The sequence below is a fragment of the Streptomyces sp. NPDC102490 genome (assembly GCF_044765285.1).
Lineage (GTDB): Bacteria > Actinomycetota > Actinomycetes > Streptomycetales > Streptomycetaceae > Streptomyces.
Window position 1 is genome coordinate 679,103 of the sequence record NZ_JBIWJU010000002.1, and the last position, 18,113, is coordinate 697,215.

Below are 18,113 nucleotides of genomic sequence, written 5' to 3' on the forward strand. Positions count from 1 at the left end.
CTTCGGTCCCGGGGCAGCCCCCTTCGTCGTGCCGGCGCCCCGGTGTGCGGTCCGTCAGTCCACGGCCACCCGGGCTCGGGGGAAGAGGGCGGCGATCCGGGAGGCGTCCAAGGAGGCGCCGGTGGCGACGGTGAGGTTGACCGTTTCCACGCCGGGGAGGCGTGAGGCGAGCAGCGACAGGTCCTCGTCCCCGGTGAGGCCGATGAGATCGAGGTCGAGGACGCCCGGAAGGGGCGGCATCGGCCCCAGGCGGTCCGGGAAGAGGGAGCCGTGGAGGAGCAGGATGTTGAGCTGGGGCAGCTCTCGCACCTCCGCCCAGTCCTCGGCGGTGAGCGGTGCGGTCGGGGCCAGGAACAGCGCCCTGAGCGTCGTCCAGTGGGTGAGCCCGCGCAGACCGGTTTCGGCGGTGGCCTCCCCGCCGAGGTAGAGATACCGCAGCGGTGCCGCCGTTGGCAGGGCGTCGGTCAGCCGGGCCCCGGTCAGCCGCTGCGCCAACGACAGCTGACGCACTGAGGACAGCTCCGGGAGGCCGCCGAGGTCGCCGGCACCGGTGATCAGAAGGTCGGTGAGCGACAGCTGCGCCAACTGCTCCAGCCTCCGGGCGGAGGCGCAGTTGAGCAGCAATGTCCGCAGGGAGGTGAAGGCCGCCAGCTCGTCCAGTTCGGTCACCTCGGGGTTCTCGATGAGCTGGAGTGAGGTGACCGCCCCCGGGTCCACCAGGGAGTCGAGGATCTGTTCGATGCGGTGGGGTCCGTGGAACGTGAGCCGGCTCCATGGCCGCATGGTGGCGACCGCCTCGCGCTGGGCCGGGGTGTCACACCTCAGGAACAGGTCGGTCCGGTCCAGATGGTCCAGGATCTCCGTCGCGTACTCCCGCGTCTCGAACCGGTCCCAGGTCCCGACCAGTTGCCGGCGTACGTCCAGCGAGGGGTGGTCGCGGAACCTGCGCAGCACGGCAAGCGCGCCGCCGGGTTCCCGCTCGGCCAGCAGGGACGCCGCCACCGTCACCCCGTGCGCCTCCGCGTCGGTCAGACCCTCCGGGCCCGGCAGCAGCTCCAGCACCAGCGGCCCCGCCTCCGCCAGCGCCTTCGCGTCCTCCGTCGATCCCGGCGGAACCAGCGCCCCCGCCCGCGCCTCCACCTCCGCCCGCACCGCCGGGTCCAGGGCGGTCGCGTGCTCCAGGCAGGCCAGGGCGAGGAGGGTCAGTCGAGGGGTGTCCTCCGCCAGCAGGCGCCGCAGCAGCACCGCCCGCTCGCCGGGGCGGGCGTGGGCCACCGCCATGCGGATGACGTCCTCCCACTGCGTGTCGCCCGCGCGCCCCGCGAGGACGTCGAGGTGCCCCTCCTCGACCGCGTACCGCGCCCCCAGGTAGTCCTGGAACGTGCGGTGCACGAAGTCCAGGGTGCCCTCTCCGGGGCGCCGAAGCAGCCCGCTGCGCAGCACCAGCGCCCGCAGGACCGTCGCCGCGTCGCCCTGCCCCGCCGCCGAGGCCACCGACGGCAGCGCGCGCTCCACGATGCCCTCGGCGGTCCCCTCCGCCATCTCCGTGCGCCCGCTCAGCACCAGCGCGTACGCCAGCCGCTGGAGCAGCTCCAGTTGGGCCTCCTCGCTCAGCTCCACCGTCCCCATGCCCCGCTCCCGGTCCCGGCGGGCCAGCAGCATCGTCAGGGCGGCGTCGTACAACTCCTTGCGGCCGGTGGGGAGGTAGCCCCGCCGTTCCCGGTGCAGGGCGCAGATCAGGCCGCACATCAGGGGGTTGGTGGCGAGCCGGGCCAGGTCCCGCTTGGTGCGCAGGGCGTCCAGCAGCTTCGCCTCGTACTCGGGGGCGTCGGCCGCCGTGTGCCAGCGCCGTACGAAGGTGGTGACGTCGGAGCGGCGCATCGGGGTGAGGGTCAGTTCCCTGAAGCCCTCGGTGGCCAGCCAGTCCGGGCGTACGGCGGTGGGGCGGGAGGTGAGCAGCCAGCGGTTGCCCGGGAAGGCGCGGATGAGGGCGAGGAGCCAGTCGCGGGTGCGGTGCCGGTCGGCGGCGGGGATCTCGTCCAGGCCGTCGACCAGGACCAGGCCCCGGCCGGCGCTCAGCACCCGCTCCGCCCAGCCGTCCGGCGGGGCGAGCGGGCAGCCGACCGCGGTGAGGAAGGCCGCCGGGGAAGGCAGCGCGCCCGCCCGGATCAGGGTGCGCAGGGGCAGGACGTACGGGACCCGGTCCCCGCTGCGCGCGGCGGTCACCGCCAGCCACTGCACCAGGGTCGTCTTGCCGGAGCCCGCGTCGCCGCGCAGCAGTACGCGGGCGTCGGTGCGCAGGGCGTCCTCGGCGGCCAGCCGCACGGTGCGCTCCGGCTCGGGGTGTTCCCCGGGCAGGGCGGCGGCGCGTTCCTCGGTGCCGGTCGCCTCCAGGCTCAGGTAGGCGACCTCCAGGGGCCACCGGTCCGGGAAGTCGCGGAGGTCGATGCCGTAGATGGTGAGGTGGTTGTGGCGGTCGGCGACGTAGGGGAGGTAGCGGCGCTCGAAGGCCGTGTCCCGGGCGTCCGGGCGCGGCACGCGGGCGATCAGTTCGTCGACCTTGGCGATCAGCTCCGCGTGCCACCGGGCCTGCTCCACCAGGGTCCGGGCGACGAAGGTGGAGCGCCGGGTGAAGAACTCCAGGATGTGCAGGCAGGCCCACTCCGTCACCGAGTCGAGGAAGTAGCAGGCGTCCGCGGACAGACCCGCGGTGGCCGAGGGTGCCCGGACCTGAAGTTGCTTGGCCAGCTCCTGGTGGCCCAGCCGGACCGCCTGCACGTCGTCCATGTCCAGGTCGCCGAGGGCCAGCAGACGGACCGTCAGGGCGTCGGTGACGGCCTCCGTCTCGTCGGCGGGGAAGGGCGGCTCGCCGGGGGAGTCCAGGGACGCCCCGACCAGCCGCCCGGCGAGCCTGCGCACCTCCGCCTCGCCGAGGTGGCGCCGCTCGCCCCGGAAGGAGACCAGGCGGTCCAGCCGGACCGGCCGGTCGACCAGTCCGGCGCCGGGGCCGCCCGTGACGAAGAGCTTCTTCACCAGTGGGGCGATCAGGCTGGACGCCAGTTTCCCACCCAGTACCGCCGGTTCCATGCGCCACCCCCGTGGTCGGTCGACCAGGGGAGCCTATCGGGCGGCGTCAGGACAGCTGACCGTCGTAGTCCGGGAGCTTGAACGTCTTCTCGGCGTGGCCGCCCGACAGGTCGGTGGCGCTGTTGCCGATGTTCGCGATGATCGTGTAGCCCCGGGACTCGATCCGGGCGCGCTGTTCCGTCTTGTACGCGGCGACGTCCTTGAACAGGTCGAGGAAGCCGCGGACGTACAGCCCGGAGGACGCGTACCCGGCGTGGGCGAGGTTCCACTCCGTGGGCGCCTCGACGATGCCGGGGCGGGCGGTCACGAAGAACAGGGCGACGCCGTGCTCCTGGGCGTACTCGGCGGCCTCCAGGACCGGCCGGTTGGCGGGCTGGGGGTAGCGGAAGCCGAAGTCGGTCTCCAGGGAGGTGTTGTCGATGTCGAGGACGATCGCCTGCTTCTCGCCGGGTGCGGAGTCGGCGATCCGCTCCTTCAGGTGCGGCAGCGCCGCGGCCATCACGGCCCGGCAGTCCCGCTGCCAGGTGTCGTAGTCGACGTCGGCGGCCGCGGCGGCCGCGACCGGCGCGGGCCGGGTCTCGGCCGGGGCGGCGACGGACGGCGTGACGGTCGCGGTGAGCGCCGCCGCGACCACGGCGGCCGTGCCCGCGGCCGGCCACCAGGTGCGCCGGGTATGTCCGGTCTGGTCGGTCATGGGGGGTGGGGTCCTCTCATGCCTGCGCGGATGCCTGACGGCACAAAGTTGTCGCGTGCATGCTGGCCCCGCCAAGTGGCCGGACGGCAACGATTGGGTTACTGAGCGGTAGTCGGCTCTCCGGTCCGCGCGTCCGCGTCCGTGCCTATGCCGTGATCTCCACCCCGTCCGGCACGTTCCGCACCCGCGGCAGCCGGGGATTGACCCGCAGCACCCGCAGCCGGGGGAAGCCGGTCAGCCACGAGACGTCCGTGTCGGGCAGCTCCGCGTTCAGCCACAGGTGGGTCAGCCGGCCGGGGAGCAGCCCCGCGAGCAGCTCCTCGGCCCGCATCACCCCGGCCACCTGGACGCGGGGACGCCCGCCGAGCTCGCGCAGGGCCGCCAGCTCCAGGCTCAGATACGCCGTGTCCAGCGGCCACTCCTGCGTCCCGGCGTCCAGTCCGTAGATGGTGAGCGTGCCGTACCGGGCGGTGACGTGGTCCGCGTACCGCTCCTCGAACCCGGCGTCCTCGGCCGACTGGGACGGCAGCCGCTCCAGCAGCACCGTACGGGGCCAGCGGCACGCCCGCGCCCAGCGCGCGGGCGAAGCGCTCGGGGCCGAGCCCGACGGCCTCGTAGTCCTCGACGGTGATCTCGCCGAGCCGGGTGAGGGTGCGGGCCAGGGCGTCCTGGACGGCCGTGGCCTCGGCGGCGTCGACGGGCTCCTCGCCGGGCCCCGCCGCGGCCAGCGCCCGGCGGGCCAGCTCCCCGGCGATCTTGTCGACGTCCTTGGGCGTGACGTCCCGCTTCTCGCCCCGGAAGGACACCAGCGCCGATATCCGCACCGGACGGTCCACCAGCCCCGCTCCCGGCCCGTCCCGGACGAAGAGCCGGCGGACGAGCGGCGCGACCGCGCTGGACGCGACACGGGCCCCGAGGGGCGGGTTAGCCGGGACGGGAGTAGCCCCCGTCACATTCACCGGCCCCTCGATCGGGGCGGCCGGTGATGTGCCGCACAGGCCGATCGGGGTGTACTACGGGGAATAGTGGCCGCCACAAGAACTACGAAAACGGACATACCGGAGCAGGCGACCGGGGGCTTTCCGGGGCTCTGAGCTGGTTTTGTCCAAAATGGCCGCTCTGGCGCGACTCATGAAGTTTCGCGCTGAAGTACTAAATAGGGTCGTAGATCACACCTTTGTGCGGTTCGGGGTCGCCGGGTTACCAAGGTTGAGCCCGTCCGGTGAGCGCCTGATGCGTCCCGCCGGTGGGCATTCCTCTGCACCCGTCCCCATGAGGTTCGAATGTTCCCGCGTGTCACGTCCCGTTCTTCCCGTACGACCCTCCGCACCCGCGCCGCGGTGATGGCCGCCGGCCTCGGAGCCTCGGTCGCACTGGGAGCCGGGGTCGCGGCCGCCACCGGCACCACGGCGGCCCCCAGCACCAACGCCGCCGCGAGCGCCGTAGAGGCCCAGGCCGCGGCGCAGGCCAAGGTGGCGAAGGCCGAGAAGGCCGCCGCGAGCGCCAAGAAGAGCACCACCGCCAAGAAGACGGCCACCAAGAAGAAGGCCGCCTCCTGGGTCGACCCGGTCAAGAAGTACGAGCTGAGCGCCAGCTTCGCCCAGAACGGCGGCATGTGGGCGCACAAGCACAGCGGCCAGGACTTCGCCGTGCCGATCGGCACCAACGTCGTCGCCGCCCACGGCGGCACCGTGGTCAAGGCCGGCGGCAACGGCGCCGGTGACGGCCCCGCCTACGGCAACGCGATCGTCATCAAGCACGGCAACGCCACGTACTCCCAGTACGCGCACCTGTCCAAGATCAACGTCAAGATCGGCCAGATCGTGAAGACGGGCCAGTCGATCGCCAAGTCCGGCAACACCGGTAACTCCAGCGGTCCGCACCTGCACTTCGAGATCCGCACCACCCCGAACTACGGCTCGGCCGTGGACCCGGTCGCCTTCCTGCGCGGCAAGGGCGTGACCGTCTGACGGACGGCACCCCCCTACGCGCCCGCGGCTCCGCGGTGGGCCTGGGTGATCAGATCGATGGCGACCTCGAGAACGGCAGCGCGCTGTTCCTCGGGGTCGCCTTCGAGGTCCCGGAGCACGAACATCCCGGCGTGCAGCGTGAACAGCGCCGTGACGCAGCGGACCTGGTCGGTCAGGTCCGCCTCCGGGTCCATGAGGATGTCGCGCAGGCCGAACATCCGGGTCTTGAACAGCTCGCCGATGCGCAGGTCCCGCACCGTCGCCTGGTTCTCCTGCATGAAGCGGAACAGCGGCGTCGCGCCGGCCAGCGCCTGGCTGTAGCGCCGGATGATTTCCTGCTTCGTCTCCAGGGTCTGCGGCTGTTCCCGCCCCCAGTCGATCAGGTCCTCCAGCGGCCGGGAGAGGTCCTCGAAGATGCTGACGAGGATCTCTTCCTTGGTCTTGAAGTGGTAGTAGAGCGCGGCCTTGGTCACGTCCAGACGCTCGGCGATCTCGCGCAGGGAGGTCTTCTCGTACCCCTGCTCCGCGAAGAGTTCGAGCGCCACGTCCTGGATGCGCTGGCGGGTGTCCCCGCGGCGTCGCTGCTGCTTGCTGCCGTTCATTGTGCCGCCCATCCTCCTACGCACCTCCTGCCCCGCGCACTTTCCGAAAAACTTACTTGACGCCCGGCTAGTTACGCGCCTACCTTTCCCCAGTGTAGACAGCTTGCCGGGCGGCAAGTAAGTGGCGAGTGGCACAGCGGTAGCTGGGGGAGTAGGAGAGATGGCCGAGACAACGGAGGCGGCGGCCGGGGCCGACGCCGGAAAGCAGCCGAGGAGCGTGCGGGTCGTCCTGCTCGCCCTCATGATCGCGATGATGCTCGCGATGCTCGACAACATGATCATCGGCACCGCGATGCCGACGATCGTGGGCGAGCTGGGCGGTCTGGAGCACCTCTCCTGGGTCGTCACCGCCTACACCCTCGCCACCGCGGCCTCCACCCCGCTGTGGGGCAAGCTCGGCGACATGTACGGGCGCAAGGGCGTCTTCATGACGTCGATCGTGATCTTCCTGGCCGGTTCGGCGCTCAGCGGCATGGCCCAGGACATGGGCCAGCTCATCGGCTTCCGCGCCGTCCAGGGCCTGGGCGCCGGCGGTCTGATGGTCGGCGTCATGGCGATCATCGGCGACCTGATACCGCCCAGGGAGCGCGGCAAGTACCAGGGCATGATGGCCGGCGTCATGGCGCTGGCGATGATCGGCGGACCGCTGGTCGGCGGCACCATCACCGACCACTGGGGCTGGCGCTGGTCCTTCTACATCAACCTGCCGCTCGGCCTGGTCGCGCTGGTCGCCATCAGCGTCGTGCTGCACCTGCCGAAGAAGCGCAGCGAGGCCCGGATCGACTACCTGGGCGCCGGGCTGCTGACCGTAGGCATCACCGCCATCGTGCTCGTCACCACCTGGGGCGGCACCGAGTACGCCTGGACCTCCGCGCGGATCATGGAGCTGATCGGCATCGGCGTCGCCGCGCTGGTCGGGTTCGTGTTCTGGCAGACCAAGGCCGTGGAGCCGGTCGTGCCGCTGCACATCTTCCGCAGCCGCAACTTCACGCTGATGTCCCTCATCGGCTTCATCGTCGGCTTCGTGATGTTCGGCGCCACGCTCTTCCTGCCGCTCTACCAGCAGGCCGTGCAGGGCGCGTCCGCCACCAACTCAGGACTGCTGCTCCTGCCCATGCTGGGCGCGATGCTCGTCACCTCGATGGTCGCCGGGCGGGTCACCACCAGCACCGGCCGCTACAAGATCTTCCCGGTGGCGGGCGGCGCGCTGATGACGGTCGGCCTGTTCCTGCTGTCGACCATGGACACCGACACCACCCGCTTCACCTCCGGCCTGTACATGGCCGTCGTCGGCCTCGGCATGGGCTGCCTGATGCAGATCACCATGCTGGTGGCGCAGAACAGCGTGGAGATGAAGGACATGGGCGTCGCGTCCTCCTCCACCACCCTGTTCCGCACCCTCGGCTCCTCCTTCGGCGTCGCGATCATGGGCGCGCTGTTCAACCACCGGGTCCAGGACGTCATGGCCGAGCGGGTCCCCTCGGGCGGCTCCCAGGTGACGGGGCAGTCGGCGACGCTGACCGCGGACGCGCTGGAGGCGCTCCCGGCCGCGGTCCGCGACGCCTACCAGCACGCGGTGTCCTCCGGCACCCACGGCGCGTTCCTGCTCGGCTCCGCGGTGGCCGTGCTCGCGCTGGTCGCGGCGGTCTTCGTGACGGAGGTCCCGCTCAAGGGCGCGGGCCCGAAGGCGGCCGACGCACCGGCCGACGGCGACGCCCCGGCCGCGGCGAAGGCACCGGTCGCCGAGACGGTCTGACCTCGCGGCGGCCCACCGCCCGCCCCCTCAGCAGGCCCCCGGACGGCTTCGGCCACCCGGGGGCCTGCCTTGTCCGCTGCGCCGACGCACTCGAACCACACCGTCTTGCCCCGCCCGTCCGCGGACGGCGCGACGCCCCACCGGTCGGCCACCGCGGCGACGATCACCAGCCCGCGCCCGCCCTCACCCAGCACGTCCGACCTCCCGGGAACCGGCAGGTCCGGGCAGTCGTCGGCGACCTCCACCCGCACCGCGCCCGGCCGGAGCAGGAAGCACACCCGGCAGCGGCGGCCGGGCACGTGCCGTACGACGTTGGCGACCAGCTCCGTGAGCGCCAGCTCGGCGGCGTCGGACACCTCCGCCAGCCCCGAGCGCACGAGGTACAGCCGCAGCACGCGGCGCAGATGGCGGGCCGAGTGCGCGCCCATGGCGAAGTCGGCGTGGTACTGGCTCTCAACGTCCGCCGCCTGCGGACCGGTTGCGTGATTCACGCCACAACTGTGCGACGCGGTGCGTACGCTCGACTACGCACAGAAACGAACGCCGAGAGGTGTTGCCGACCGTAGTCCCGGAGTGAGGTGCCGCAGTGGCCAACATCCAGTCCCTCGACCCGACCGCGTCCCCGCTCGACTACTACGGCTGGGAGCTGCGCCGCCAGCGCGAGGCGCACGGCCTCAAACAGGGCCAGCTCGGCGACATCATCTTCTGCACCGGCTCGCTGGTCGGCCAGATCGAGACCACGAAGAAGGTCCCGACGCGGGACTTCTCCGAGCGGGTGGACGCCGCGCTGGGCACGGACGGTCTGTTCTCCCGGCTGATCGGTTTGGTACTGCGCAGCCAACTCCCCACGTGGTTCCAGCCGTACGCGGAGATGGAGGCGAAGGCGGCGTACATCTCGACGTACCAGGCGCAGTTGGTCTACGGCCTGTTGCAGACGGAGGAGTACGCGCGGGCGGTCCTCGCCACCGGCATGCCGGACGACTTGGAGGGCTTGTTGGCCGCGCGGATGGAACGCCAGCGCATTCTGGAGCGTGAGCAGCCGCCGTTGGCCTGGGTGGTGCTGGACGAGGCGGTGCTGCACAGGCCGATCGGTGGGCACCAGGTCATGCGGCGCCAACTGGCCCGGCTGTTGGAGTTCTCACGTCACCGCTGGATGCATGTCCAGGTGCTGCCGAACGAGGCTGGTGCGCATGCCAGCCTCGCCGGTTCATTCACCGCCATGCGCTTCGACGACGACCCGGACATCATCTATACGGAAGACGTCATCTCCGGTCACATGACGGCCAATCCGGAGACCATCAGGGAAGCCGCGCTCCGTTACGCTCGCTTGCAGGCCGCCGCCCTCTCCGTGGAGGATTCGGCCGAACTGATCATCCGCGTGATGGAGGAACGCTATGGAGACTGCTCCCAGCTCGAGGAACACCCAGTGGCGTAAGTCCAGTTACAGCGGCAACACCGGCGGCGAATGCGTCGAGGTCGCCGACAACTGCCTCACCGGCGTCGTCCCCGTGCGGGACAGCAAGAACCCGGCCGGTCCGGTCGTCACCGTCGGGGCCGATGCCTGGCAGTCCTTCGTCGACGGACTGCGGTAGGCGCACCCCCCTGCTACTGCTCACCCCGTGCCGCCTTCCGGGCGAGGAACTCCTCGAACGCGGCCTTCTGCTTCGGGTCCATGAAGCCCTGGCGGACATCGCGGGCCCTCTCCTCCAGCCAGTGCGCCTCGGCGGGGTGGAGCAGTTCCGCGACCACCACGCCGTCGCGGGCCACCGCCGTACGGCCGCTGACGCGGCGCCGGAAGAGCGTGAACGGGCCGAACTCCTCGGGGTGAGCCAGTTCAGGCTCCTCCCGCCGGTCACCCGCCGCGTAGACGGTGGGCGCCCAGTGCTCCCAGAGCGCCAGCGTCGCCGCGGGCACCAGCACCCCGTGCAGCAGGGGGCGACCCCCCTCCCACACGAACGTGACCGTGACCGGCTCGCCGACCGCCTCGGCCAACCCGAGCACCCGCTCCACCTCGTCGTCGACCGGGAAACTGACCTCTGCCTCGATGCGTATGCCCATGGCGCCACAGGCTACGGGCGTCGCCGCTCCGGAGAGGTGAGCCGAAAAGGCAGTCGACCGGGACGGCCCCGCGCCCGGATCATGAGCATCGAACCCACGGAAGGGGACGGTGTGGAGCCCTCGCTGCTGCGCCGCGCGGTGGAGACCGCCCGGACGACCGCCTCGGAGCTGGGCCTCCAAGTCGACGACGTGCGAGTCGTCCACAACTCGGACCGCGTCGCACTGCGCCTGCTCCCGTGCGACGTCCTGGCCCGGGTCGCGCCCTCGGAGCACCTGGCCGAGGCCGCGTTCGAAGTGGAGGTCGCCCGCAGGCTCGCCGACGCCGGTGCCCCGGTGGGGGAGCTGGACCCCCGCGTCGCGCCCCGGGTCCAGGTGCGGGACGCCTTCGCCGTCTCGCTGTGGACCTACTACGAACCGGTGGGGACGGAGATCACGCCGGCCGACTACGCGGACGCGTTCCTGCGTCACCACGCCGCCCTGCGCCGGATCGACGTGGACGCACCGCACTTCACCGACCGGGTGGCCGTGGCGCTGGCAGGGGTGGACGACCCGGAGCGGTCACCCGAGCTGCCCCACGCCGACCGGGCGTTCCTCCACGACACACTCGCCGGTCTGAGTGCCGCGGCCGGTGCCGACCGGACCCGCGACCAGCTGCTGCACGGCGAGCCGCACCCGGGAAACCTCCTGAACACGCGCAGGGGCCCGCTCTTCATCGACCTCGCCACCTGCTGCCGCGGGCCCATCGAGTTCGACCTCGCCCACGGACCCGAGGCCGCGGCCGAGCACTACCCCGGTGCCGATCCCGCCCTGGTCCACCGGTGCCGCGCGCTGAACTGGGCGTTGTTCTCCGCCTGGCGCTGGCGCCGGGACGACCGGATGCCCGACCGGGCCCACTGGCGGGCGGAGGGACTCGACCGGGTCCGTACCGCACTCGACCGGATCTGACCGCTCCGCCGGGCCGGGGTCACCGCTTCCGGGGCGCGCCCTGGGCGGCTTCCCGGGACGTGTTCCCGGAGGACGCCGTACCGCCGCTCGACCGGTCCGGCAGCATCGGGTAGCTCCCCGTGCTGGTCGGTGCGTGCTCCGGCAGCCACAGGACGGCGACCGCACCCTCGGCCGGTACCTGCGCGGGGGCCCCGGCCGGGCGCACGTTGCGGAAGGTGAGCCGGGCGCCCAGGACCCGGGCCTGGCCCGCCGCGATGGTCAGCCCGAGCCCGTGCCCGCGCCCGGCCCGGTCCGTGCTGCCGGTGCGGAACCGGCTCGGTCCCTCGGCCAGCAGGTCCTCGGGGAAACCCGGCCCGTGGTCGCGGACCCGGATCACCCGGCCCTCGACGCTGACCTGGACGGGCGAGCGGCCGTGCCGGGCGGCGTTGGCCAGCAGGTTGAACAGCACGCGCTCCAGGCGGCGCGGGTCGGTGGTGACCTCGGACTCGTGGATCACCCGCACCTCGACCGCCGGGTCCTTGGCCGCCACCCGCCGGGTCACGAAGTCGCCCAGCATGATGTCCTGCAACTCGGCCCGCTCCGACGCCCCGTCGAGCCGCGCCACCTCCAGGACGTCCTCGACGAGCGTGCGCATCGCCTTCGCCCGGTCGAGGACCAGCTCGGTCGGCCGGCCCGGCGGCAGCAGCTCGGCGGCCGTGAGCAGACCGGTCACCGGGGTGCGCAGCTCGTGCGCGATGTCCGCGGTGACCCGGCGCTCGGCCTCGATGCGCTGCTGCAAGGCGTCCGCCATCGCGTCCACGGCGCGCGCCACGTCGTCCGTCTCGTCCCGCACGACGCCGCCGATGGCCTCCCGCACCCGGACGTCGGCCTCGCCGTTGGCCACCTGGTTCGCGGCGGCGGCGGCCTTGCGCAGCCGGCGCGAGAGCTGACCGCCGATGAGCACGCCCAGCGCGCTGCCGCCGAGGACGACCGCGATGGAACCGATGACCAGGGCCTGGTCCAGGTCGCTGAGGATGTCCGCGCTGCGGTCGGTGAAACCGGAGTGCAGCGACATCACGTGCCCGTCCTTGAGCGGTACGGCCGCCCAGATGTCCGGCACCCCGTTCGCCCGCTCGGCGACGTACGTGGCCCGCCGCCCCGCCTCGACCTTGCGGCGCAGCTCCGGCGGCAGGTCGGGGTCGTCGATCTGGGCGTTGGGGAAGTTCTGCCGCCCGGACAGCTCGTAGTTGCGCTGGGCGATCAGGACCCGGTCGTCGGCGAGGTCACGGGCGTTGTCCAGCATCGACACCCGGGCGGCGTTGTGCACGACCAGGCTCAGCGCGACCGCCACCAGCGCGCCGACCAGCGCGATGGCCGCGCTCAGCTTCCAGCGCAGCCCGGTGCGGATGCCGCGCGCCCGCAGCCCGCGCGCGCCGAGGACCCGCGTACGCCCGCCAGGTCCCGCGTGTTCGCGGGAGTCGGGGTGCTCGCCGGGCCCCGTGCGGTCGTACGGGTGCCCCGGCGGCGAGACGGTCCGGCGTTGTCTGAAGAACCCCCGCATATCCCTGTGTCCCCGCTCAGGCCTTCAACTTGTAGCCGAAGCCGCGGACCGTCTCGATCCGGTCCTGGCCGATCTTGGTGCGCAGCCGCTGCACATGCACGTCGACGACCCGGGTGTCCCCGCCCCAGCCGTAGTCCCACACGCGTTCCAGCAGCTTGTCGCGGGAGAGCACGGTGCCCGGCGCGGAGGAGAACTCCAGCAGCAGCCGCATCTCGGTCGGAGTGAGCCCCACCGGCCGCCCGGCCCGGCGCACCTCCATGCCGTCCGTGTCCACCTCCAGGTCGCCGAAGGTGAGCACACCCCCGGTGTCCCCGGCACCGGGGCCCTCCGCCCGGTCGCCGCCCCCGGCGTGCCCGAAGCGCCGCAGCACCGCCCGGATGCGGGCGACCAGCACGGCCCCGTCGAACGGCTTGGTGACGTAGTCGTCGGCGCCGGCCTCCAGGCCGAGCACCACGTCGATGGAGTCCGCCCGCGCCGACAGCATGATCACCGGCACCGTGGACTCGTCCCGGATGCGGCGGCACAGGCTCACGCCGTCCAGGCCGGGGAGCATGACGTCGAGCAGGGCGATGTCGGGGCGGTCGGCCCGGAAGGACTCCAGGCCCGAGAGCCCGTCGGGCATCGCGGTGACCGCGAAGCCGTCCCGCTCCAGGGCGAGCTGGGTGGCCTCGCGGATGACGTCGTCGTCCTCGACGAACAGGACGTGGGTCTGGTCTGCCATCCCGGTGCTCTCAGTCCTCAGGGTGTGGTCGGTCGAACGGGTCGGTCGCCGCGGCGCCCGCGGCGTCCCCACTCGGTCATCGGTGCGAGCGGCCCGACCGGTTCACGCCGGCCGGCGGCGGAGCGGTTCAGCTGTCCGGCTCCGGAGCCGGGGTGGGCGCGTTCCCCGCGGCGTTGCTGTAGTCGTTGTGGGTGCGGTACTCCTCGGTGAACCGGCCCGACGCCCAGCGGTACGTGATCACGTTCTCGCCGGACGGACTCGACACCGGGTCGCCCTTGTCGTACACCTGCTTCGTCACCACCAGGTCGCCGCGGTCGATCTCCGCGTAGACCGGAGGCTCCTCCGCCTTGAACACATTCTGGTACGAGCCGCCCTCCTCGCGGTACACGTAACTGCCCATACCCACCGCGTCACCGCACGTCAGCACGTTGACGACGACGTCGTCCGCCGAGCCGTCGGTCAGCTTCCCGTACGACACGTCGACGGGGTACTCGTCCGCGACGCACGGCTTCAGCTCGCGCTTGACCTCCGGGGACACCTTGGGGTCGGCCTTGACGAGCCGCCACGCGTCGACCCGGTCGGGTGCCTTCGAGGGGGACGCCTTCGCCGCCGGGGCGGGGGACGACGAGGCCGCGCCGCCCACCGTGTCCGCGTGGGCCGGCCCCTCGTCCCGGGCGCCGGTGCCGCCGGTCCCGCAGCCGGACAGGGACACGCCGAGGGCGACGAACACGGCCACCGCCGTACTCGCCGCCTGCGTGGTTCTCCCGGTCTCCCCGGGTGTCCGACCGTCGGTCAGGCCGCGCAACGCTCCCGCTCCTCACGCTCCAGCGCCCGTGCGTCCAGATCGCGGGCGACCAGCTCCTCGCGGAGCCGGGCGAGCGCCCGGTGCAGCGTGCTCTTGACCGTTCCCGCCGACATACCGAGGGCGGCGGCGGTCTCCTCCGTCGACATCTGCTCCCAGTGTCGCAGCACCACGACGCTGCGCTGCTTCGGGGCGAGCACCTTCAGGACGTCCATCAGCAGGGCGCGGTCCGCGTGCTGCTCGGTGGCGTCGTCCATGGGCGACTCGGGGAGCTGCTCGGTCGGCACCTCCTCCAGCTTCCGCGCCCGCCACCACTCGGTCCGGGTGTTGATCATCACCCGGCGCAGGTAGGCGTCCGCGAGCCGCTTGTCCTCGATGGTCTCCCAGCGCCCGTACGTCCGCGCCAGCGCGGTCTGGAGCAGGTCCTGGGCGTCGACGGGGTCGGGGACCAGGCGCCTGGCGCTGCGCAGCAGCGCGTCCTGCCGGGTGCGGACGTACTCCTCGAACTCGAGCACCTCGCCCATGTCAACCGCCTTCCGATCCCCGTACTCCGACGGTGGTCACCGCCGGCCCACTGCCTGTGGTCCGTTGTCGTGCCGCGCCCTCTGGGCACGCAAACGAAGTTAGGGAAGCGTTGTCACGGCGCTGTGCGAAGCAGCCTGCGGCAAACCCTCGGCTGTCCGTCGGTTGTGTAACGGAAGGAGGAACCGGGTAAATCGCCGAACCACTTGATGGTGATACCAGGAGATACGCCCGATTTGGAGGGTGTCACGGAGATGTCGCGGGAACCGTCGCGGGTCAGCTCAGCGGCAGCCGGTACAACCCGTCCGCCAGCGGCTCCACCAGACCGTCGGCCACCAGCCCGTCCAGGGCGCGGGCGCGCTGGACCGGTTCCTGCCACACCTGGTCCAGGGCCGCCTGCGACACCGGCCCGGCCGCGTCCCGCAGCACCGCGAGCAGCCGCCCGCGCACCTGCCGGTCGGTGCCCGCGTACGTCTGGCCGCGCCGCGGCGGCCCGTCGTGGGCGGGCTTGCCGGCCAGCCGCCAGGCACACTGGGCCGCGATCGGGCAGCGGTGGCAGGACTCGTTCTTCGCCGTGCAGACCAGCGCGCCCAGCTCCATCGAGGCGGCGGCCCAGCGGGCGGCGCTCGCCTCCTCCTCGGGCAGCAGCGCCCGGGCCAGCTTCCGCTCGGCGGCCGTGGTGGCGTTCGGCGGGTACTGCACGCCGGTGACCGCGCGCGCGAAGACCCGGCGGACGTTGGTGTCCAGCACGGCGTGCCGCTGGCCGTAGGCGAAGGAGGCGACCGCCGCGGCCGTGTACTCACCGATGCCGGGCAGCGCCAGCAGCTGGGCGTGGTCCGACGGTACGTCGCCGCCGTGCCGTTCCGTTATGGCCGCGGCGGCGCCGTGCAGACGCAGCGCGCGGCGCGGGTAGCCGAGCCGGCCCCAGGCGCGCACGGCCTCGCCGGGTGCCTCGGCGGCGAGGTCGGCGGGGCGCGGCCAGCGGGCCAGCCACTGCTCGTAGACGGGCAGGACGCGGCTGACCGGGGTCTGCTGGAGCATGAACTCGCTGACCATCACACCCCAGGCACCGGCCTCGGGGCGGCGCCAGGGCAGATCGCGGGCGTGCTCGTCGAACCAGTCGATGACGGGGGCGTGCAGCGGCACACCGGACGCGGCGGGGTCGGAGGGTCCGCCTGGCGAAGGCTTCGTGGGCGCAGTCATGACCCTCCGATCCTGCCACGGGAGGACCTCCGCACGGGAACACCGCCACCGGGTGGGTCCCGGACAGTCTCCGGAATGATGATCCGTAAAAGTTGCGGGCCCAAACGGCGGGTGGGACAAGGGAACGCGCCGATCTCTCGTACAGTTTGCGCCGTGGGATCACTGCGCAATCCGGTCGGGCCGCTTCCCTCCTCCATCTACTGGCGACGGAGGGCCGTACTGCTGTCCCTTTTCGCCCTGTTGGCGCTATTGATCACGTGGATCGTGGTCTCCGGCGGCGGTGATGGCGGCAAGGGCCGGGACGACGGGGCCGACGGCAAGAACCCGGCACCGTCGATCACTCCGGGCCCCTCGGGCTCCGGCCCGGCGATCAGCCAGGCACCGGGCGGCCGCGACGAGTCGGGAGACTCCAACGGCTCCGGTTCCGGGGCGAGTTCCGGAGGAGACGGTTCCGCTTCTGGTTCCGGCGGCGGTTCGGGCGAGGACGGCGACGGATCAGGCAACGCCGGAGGCGGCGGAGACGACGCGGGGGGCGCGGGCGGCGCGGTGACCGGCGTCGGCGTGGGCGACACGCTGCCGGCCGGCTCGGCCCTGCCCAACTGCACGCCGGGTGCGGTGAAGTTGAGCCTGCGCAGCGTCCGCAACAGCTACTCGCCCGGGCAGACCCCCGCCTTCGAACTGACCGCGCGGAACACCTCGGGCGGCGACTGCAAGGTCGATCTCGGCCCGAAGCACGCGGTGTTCACGATCACCCCGGCCGACGGCGACGACGCCTACTGGGCCTCCGACGACTGCGTCAAGGGCACGGGCAGCCTGCGCTACCGGGTCGCCGCGGGCAGCGGCATCACCTACACCACCAAGTGGAACCGCAAGCCCAGCGCCCCCGAGTGCGGTACGCCGCCGGCGGGTTCGGCCAAGGCGGGCACCTACCTGGTCGAGGCCAAGGCACCCGGCTTCGAGAAGGTCCAGACGAGCTTCGTCCTGAAGAACGACTGACAGAACGCGCGGCCCGGGCACCCGCCGCGCGTGTCAGACGCCACGCTCAGACGTAACGCTCCAGGATCGACGACTCCGCCAGCCGCGACAGCCCCTCCCGGACACTGCGCGCCCGCGCCTCGCCGACGCCGTCCACCGTCTGGAGGTCGTCGACACTGGCGGCGAGCAGCTTCTGCAGGCCGCCGAAGTGCTCCACCAGCCGGTCGATGATCGCGCCCGGCAGCCGCGGCACCTTGGCCAGCAGCCGGAACCCGCGCGGCGACACCGCGGAGTCCAGCGTCTCGGGAGACCCGGTGTACCCCAACGCCCGTGCCACCGTCGACAGTTCCAACAGCTCGGCATGGCTGAGCTTGTCCAGCTCGGCGAGCGCCTCGTCGACCGTACGGGAGCGCTTCGCGGTCGGCTCGGGCACATAGTCCCGCACGACCAGCTCGCGCTCCGGCTCCACACCGGCGATCAACTCGTCCAACTGCAACGCCAGCAGCCGCCCGTCGGTCCCCAGCTCCACCACGTACTCGGCGATCTCGGTGGCGATCCGGCGCACCATCTCGAGCCGCTGCGCGACCGCCGAGACGTCCCGCACCGTCACCAGGTCCTCGATCTCCAACGCCGACAGCGTGCCCGCGACCTCGTCGAGGCGCAGCTTGTACCGCTCCAGGGTCGCCAGCGCCTGATTGGCCCGCGACAGAATCGCCGCCGAATCCTCCAGCACCCTCCGCTGCCCGTCCACGTACAACGCGATCAGCCGCATCGACTGCGAAACCGACACCACGGGGAACCCGACCTGCTTGCTGACCCGGTCCGCCGTACGGTGCCGGGTGCCGGTCTCCTCCGTCGGAATGGTCGGGTCCGGAAGCAGCTGCACCCCCGCCCGCAGGATCTTCGACAGGTCCGAGGACAGCACGATGCCGCCGTCGAGCTTGCACAGCTCACGCAGCCGGGTCGCGGTGAACTCGACGTCCAGCACGAAACCGCCCGTGCACATCTGCTCGACGGTCTTGTCGGAACCCAGCACGATGAGACCGCCGGTGTTGCCGCGCAGGACGCGCTCCAGGCCGTCGCGCAGGGGCGTGCCGGGCGCCACGGCGCTCAGAGAGGCGCGCATCAGGCCATCGGCACCGGCACTCCCACCGGACTTTCCGGGAGCTGCTGCCCGGTCGTTGGCTGCCACTGCACTCCTCCGGTCGCAGGTTCTTCTGGCGCTCCCGTGTCGCACA

17 protein-coding genes and 2 pseudogenes are annotated in these 18,113 nt (G+C 72.2%); 6 read left to right on the top strand and 13 right to left on the bottom strand.

The features are described from left to right. Window positions 1-54: 54 nt before the first annotated feature. The 4 genes and pseudogenes from ACIRGB_RS06555 to ACIRGB_RS06570 all read right to left on the bottom strand — a co-directional run. Window positions 55-3,087 (bottom strand): NACHT domain-containing protein, encoded by a 3,033-nt coding sequence (locus ACIRGB_RS06555; RefSeq protein WP_403859224.1) that lies wholly within the window; start codon window positions 3,085-3,087, stop codon window positions 55-57. Between the two features lie 46 nt (window positions 3,088-3,133). Next, window positions 3,134-3,781 (bottom strand): HAD family acid phosphatase, encoded by a 648-nt coding sequence (locus ACIRGB_RS06560; protein WP_403859226.1) that lies wholly within the window; start codon window positions 3,779-3,781, stop codon window positions 3,134-3,136. 145 nt (window positions 3,782-3,926) lie between these two features. Further along, the gene (locus ACIRGB_RS06565) at window positions 3,927-4,325 is read right to left on the bottom strand and encodes a hypothetical protein (RefSeq protein WP_403859228.1); all 399 of its coding nucleotides are present in this window, start codon (window positions 4,323-4,325) and stop codon (window positions 3,927-3,929) included. Between the two features lie 43 nt (window positions 4,326-4,368). Further along, a pseudogene (locus tag ACIRGB_RS06570) lies at window positions 4,369-4,740 on the bottom strand (hypothetical protein); the annotation flags it as partial. A 324-nt stretch (window positions 4,741-5,064) separates the two neighbouring features. Here ACIRGB_RS06570 and ACIRGB_RS06575 point away from each other — a divergent pair. Further along, complete coding sequence (locus tag ACIRGB_RS06575) at window positions 5,065-5,751, top strand: M23 family metallopeptidase (protein ID WP_403859230.1); 687 nt, start codon at window positions 5,065-5,067, stop codon at window positions 5,749-5,751. A gap of 14 nt (window positions 5,752-5,765) precedes the next feature. Here the strand turns inward: ACIRGB_RS06575 and ACIRGB_RS06580 are convergent, their stop codons facing one another. Then, complete coding sequence (locus tag ACIRGB_RS06580) at window positions 5,766-6,365, bottom strand: TetR/AcrR family transcriptional regulator (protein WP_403859232.1); 600 nt, start codon at window positions 6,363-6,365, stop codon at window positions 5,766-5,768. Window positions 6,366-6,513: 148 nt separating this feature from the next. On the opposite strand from ACIRGB_RS06580, the gene ACIRGB_RS06585 reads away from it, so the two are divergent. Continuing rightward, window positions 6,514-8,109, top strand: a complete 1,596-nt coding sequence (locus tag ACIRGB_RS06585; RefSeq protein WP_403859234.1) for an MDR family MFS transporter — start codon at window positions 6,514-6,516, stop codon at window positions 8,107-8,109. Window positions 8,110-8,258: 149 nt separating this feature from the next. Here the strand turns inward: ACIRGB_RS06585 and ACIRGB_RS06590 are convergent. Continuing rightward, window positions 8,259-8,537, bottom strand: a pseudogene (locus tag ACIRGB_RS06590) (ATP-binding protein); the annotation flags it as partial. A gap of 158 nt (window positions 8,538-8,695) precedes the next feature. Here ACIRGB_RS06590 and ACIRGB_RS06595 point away from each other — a divergent pair. Both ACIRGB_RS06595 and ACIRGB_RS06600 read left to right on the top strand, forming a co-directional pair. After that, on the top strand, window positions 8,696-9,544 hold the full coding sequence (locus ACIRGB_RS06595) for a helix-turn-helix transcriptional regulator (RefSeq protein WP_403859236.1): 849 nt from the start codon (window positions 8,696-8,698) through the stop codon (window positions 9,542-9,544). After that, a complete protein-coding gene (locus tag ACIRGB_RS06600; protein WP_403859238.1) occupies window positions 9,504-9,701 on the top strand; it encodes a DUF397 domain-containing protein in 198 nt (65 codons plus the stop codon). The genes ACIRGB_RS06595 and ACIRGB_RS06600 overlap by 41 nt, the downstream gene beginning before the upstream one ends. A 13-nt stretch (window positions 9,702-9,714) precedes the next feature. Here the strand turns inward: ACIRGB_RS06600 and ACIRGB_RS06605 are convergent, their stop codons facing one another. Further along, a complete protein-coding gene (locus tag ACIRGB_RS06605; protein ID WP_403859240.1) occupies window positions 9,715-10,167 on the bottom strand; it encodes a hypothetical protein in 453 nt (150 codons plus the stop codon). A gap of 111 nt (window positions 10,168-10,278) precedes the next feature. On the opposite strand from ACIRGB_RS06605, the gene ACIRGB_RS06610 reads away from it, so the two are divergent. Further along, window positions 10,279-11,112, top strand: a complete 834-nt coding sequence (locus ACIRGB_RS06610) for a phosphotransferase family protein (RefSeq protein WP_403859337.1) — start codon at window positions 10,279-10,281, stop codon at window positions 11,110-11,112. A gap of 19 nt (window positions 11,113-11,131) precedes the next feature. On the opposite strand, the gene cseC is transcribed toward ACIRGB_RS06610, so the two are convergent. The 5 genes from cseC to ACIRGB_RS06635 form a co-directional block, all read right to left on the bottom strand. Further along, window positions 11,132-12,652 carry a two-component system sensor histidine kinase CseC gene (gene cseC / locus ACIRGB_RS06615; protein WP_403859242.1) on the bottom strand — a complete coding sequence of 507 codons (1,521 nt, stop codon included), beginning with the start codon at window positions 12,650-12,652 and terminating at the stop codon, window positions 11,132-11,134. Between the two features lie 16 nt (window positions 12,653-12,668). Further along, window positions 12,669-13,373 carry a two-component system response regulator CseB gene (gene cseB, locus ACIRGB_RS06620; RefSeq protein ID WP_403859244.1) on the bottom strand — a complete coding sequence of 235 codons (705 nt, stop codon included), beginning with the start codon at window positions 13,371-13,373 and terminating at the stop codon, window positions 12,669-12,671. Window positions 13,374-13,500: 127 nt separating this feature from the next. Further along, the gene (locus ACIRGB_RS06625; protein WP_403859246.1) at window positions 13,501-14,178 is read right to left on the bottom strand and encodes a hypothetical protein; all 678 of its coding nucleotides are present in this window, start codon (window positions 14,176-14,178) and stop codon (window positions 13,501-13,503) included. Beyond that, on the bottom strand, window positions 14,166-14,699 hold the full coding sequence (locus tag ACIRGB_RS06630) for a SigE family RNA polymerase sigma factor (RefSeq protein ID WP_003975479.1): 534 nt from the start codon (window positions 14,697-14,699) through the stop codon (window positions 14,166-14,168). Before ACIRGB_RS06630 ends, ACIRGB_RS06625 begins: the two co-directional genes overlap by 13 nt. Before the next feature lie 274 nt (window positions 14,700-14,973). After that, window positions 14,974-15,900, bottom strand: a complete 927-nt coding sequence (locus tag ACIRGB_RS06635; RefSeq protein WP_403859248.1) for an A/G-specific adenine glycosylase — start codon at window positions 15,898-15,900, stop codon at window positions 14,974-14,976. Window positions 15,901-16,053: 153 nt separating this feature from the next. On the opposite strand from ACIRGB_RS06635, the gene ACIRGB_RS06640 reads away from it, so the two are divergent. Next, window positions 16,054-16,896 (top strand): hypothetical protein, encoded by an 843-nt coding sequence (locus tag ACIRGB_RS06640; protein ID WP_403859250.1) that lies wholly within the window; start codon window positions 16,054-16,056, stop codon window positions 16,894-16,896. Between the two features lie 46 nt (window positions 16,897-16,942). Here ACIRGB_RS06640 and disA read toward each other — a convergent pair whose 3' ends face one another. Then, complete coding sequence (gene disA, locus ACIRGB_RS06645) at window positions 16,943-18,067, bottom strand: DNA integrity scanning diadenylate cyclase DisA (RefSeq protein ID WP_030184212.1); 1,125 nt, start codon at window positions 18,065-18,067, stop codon at window positions 16,943-16,945. Window positions 18,068-18,113: the final 46 nt, after the last annotated feature.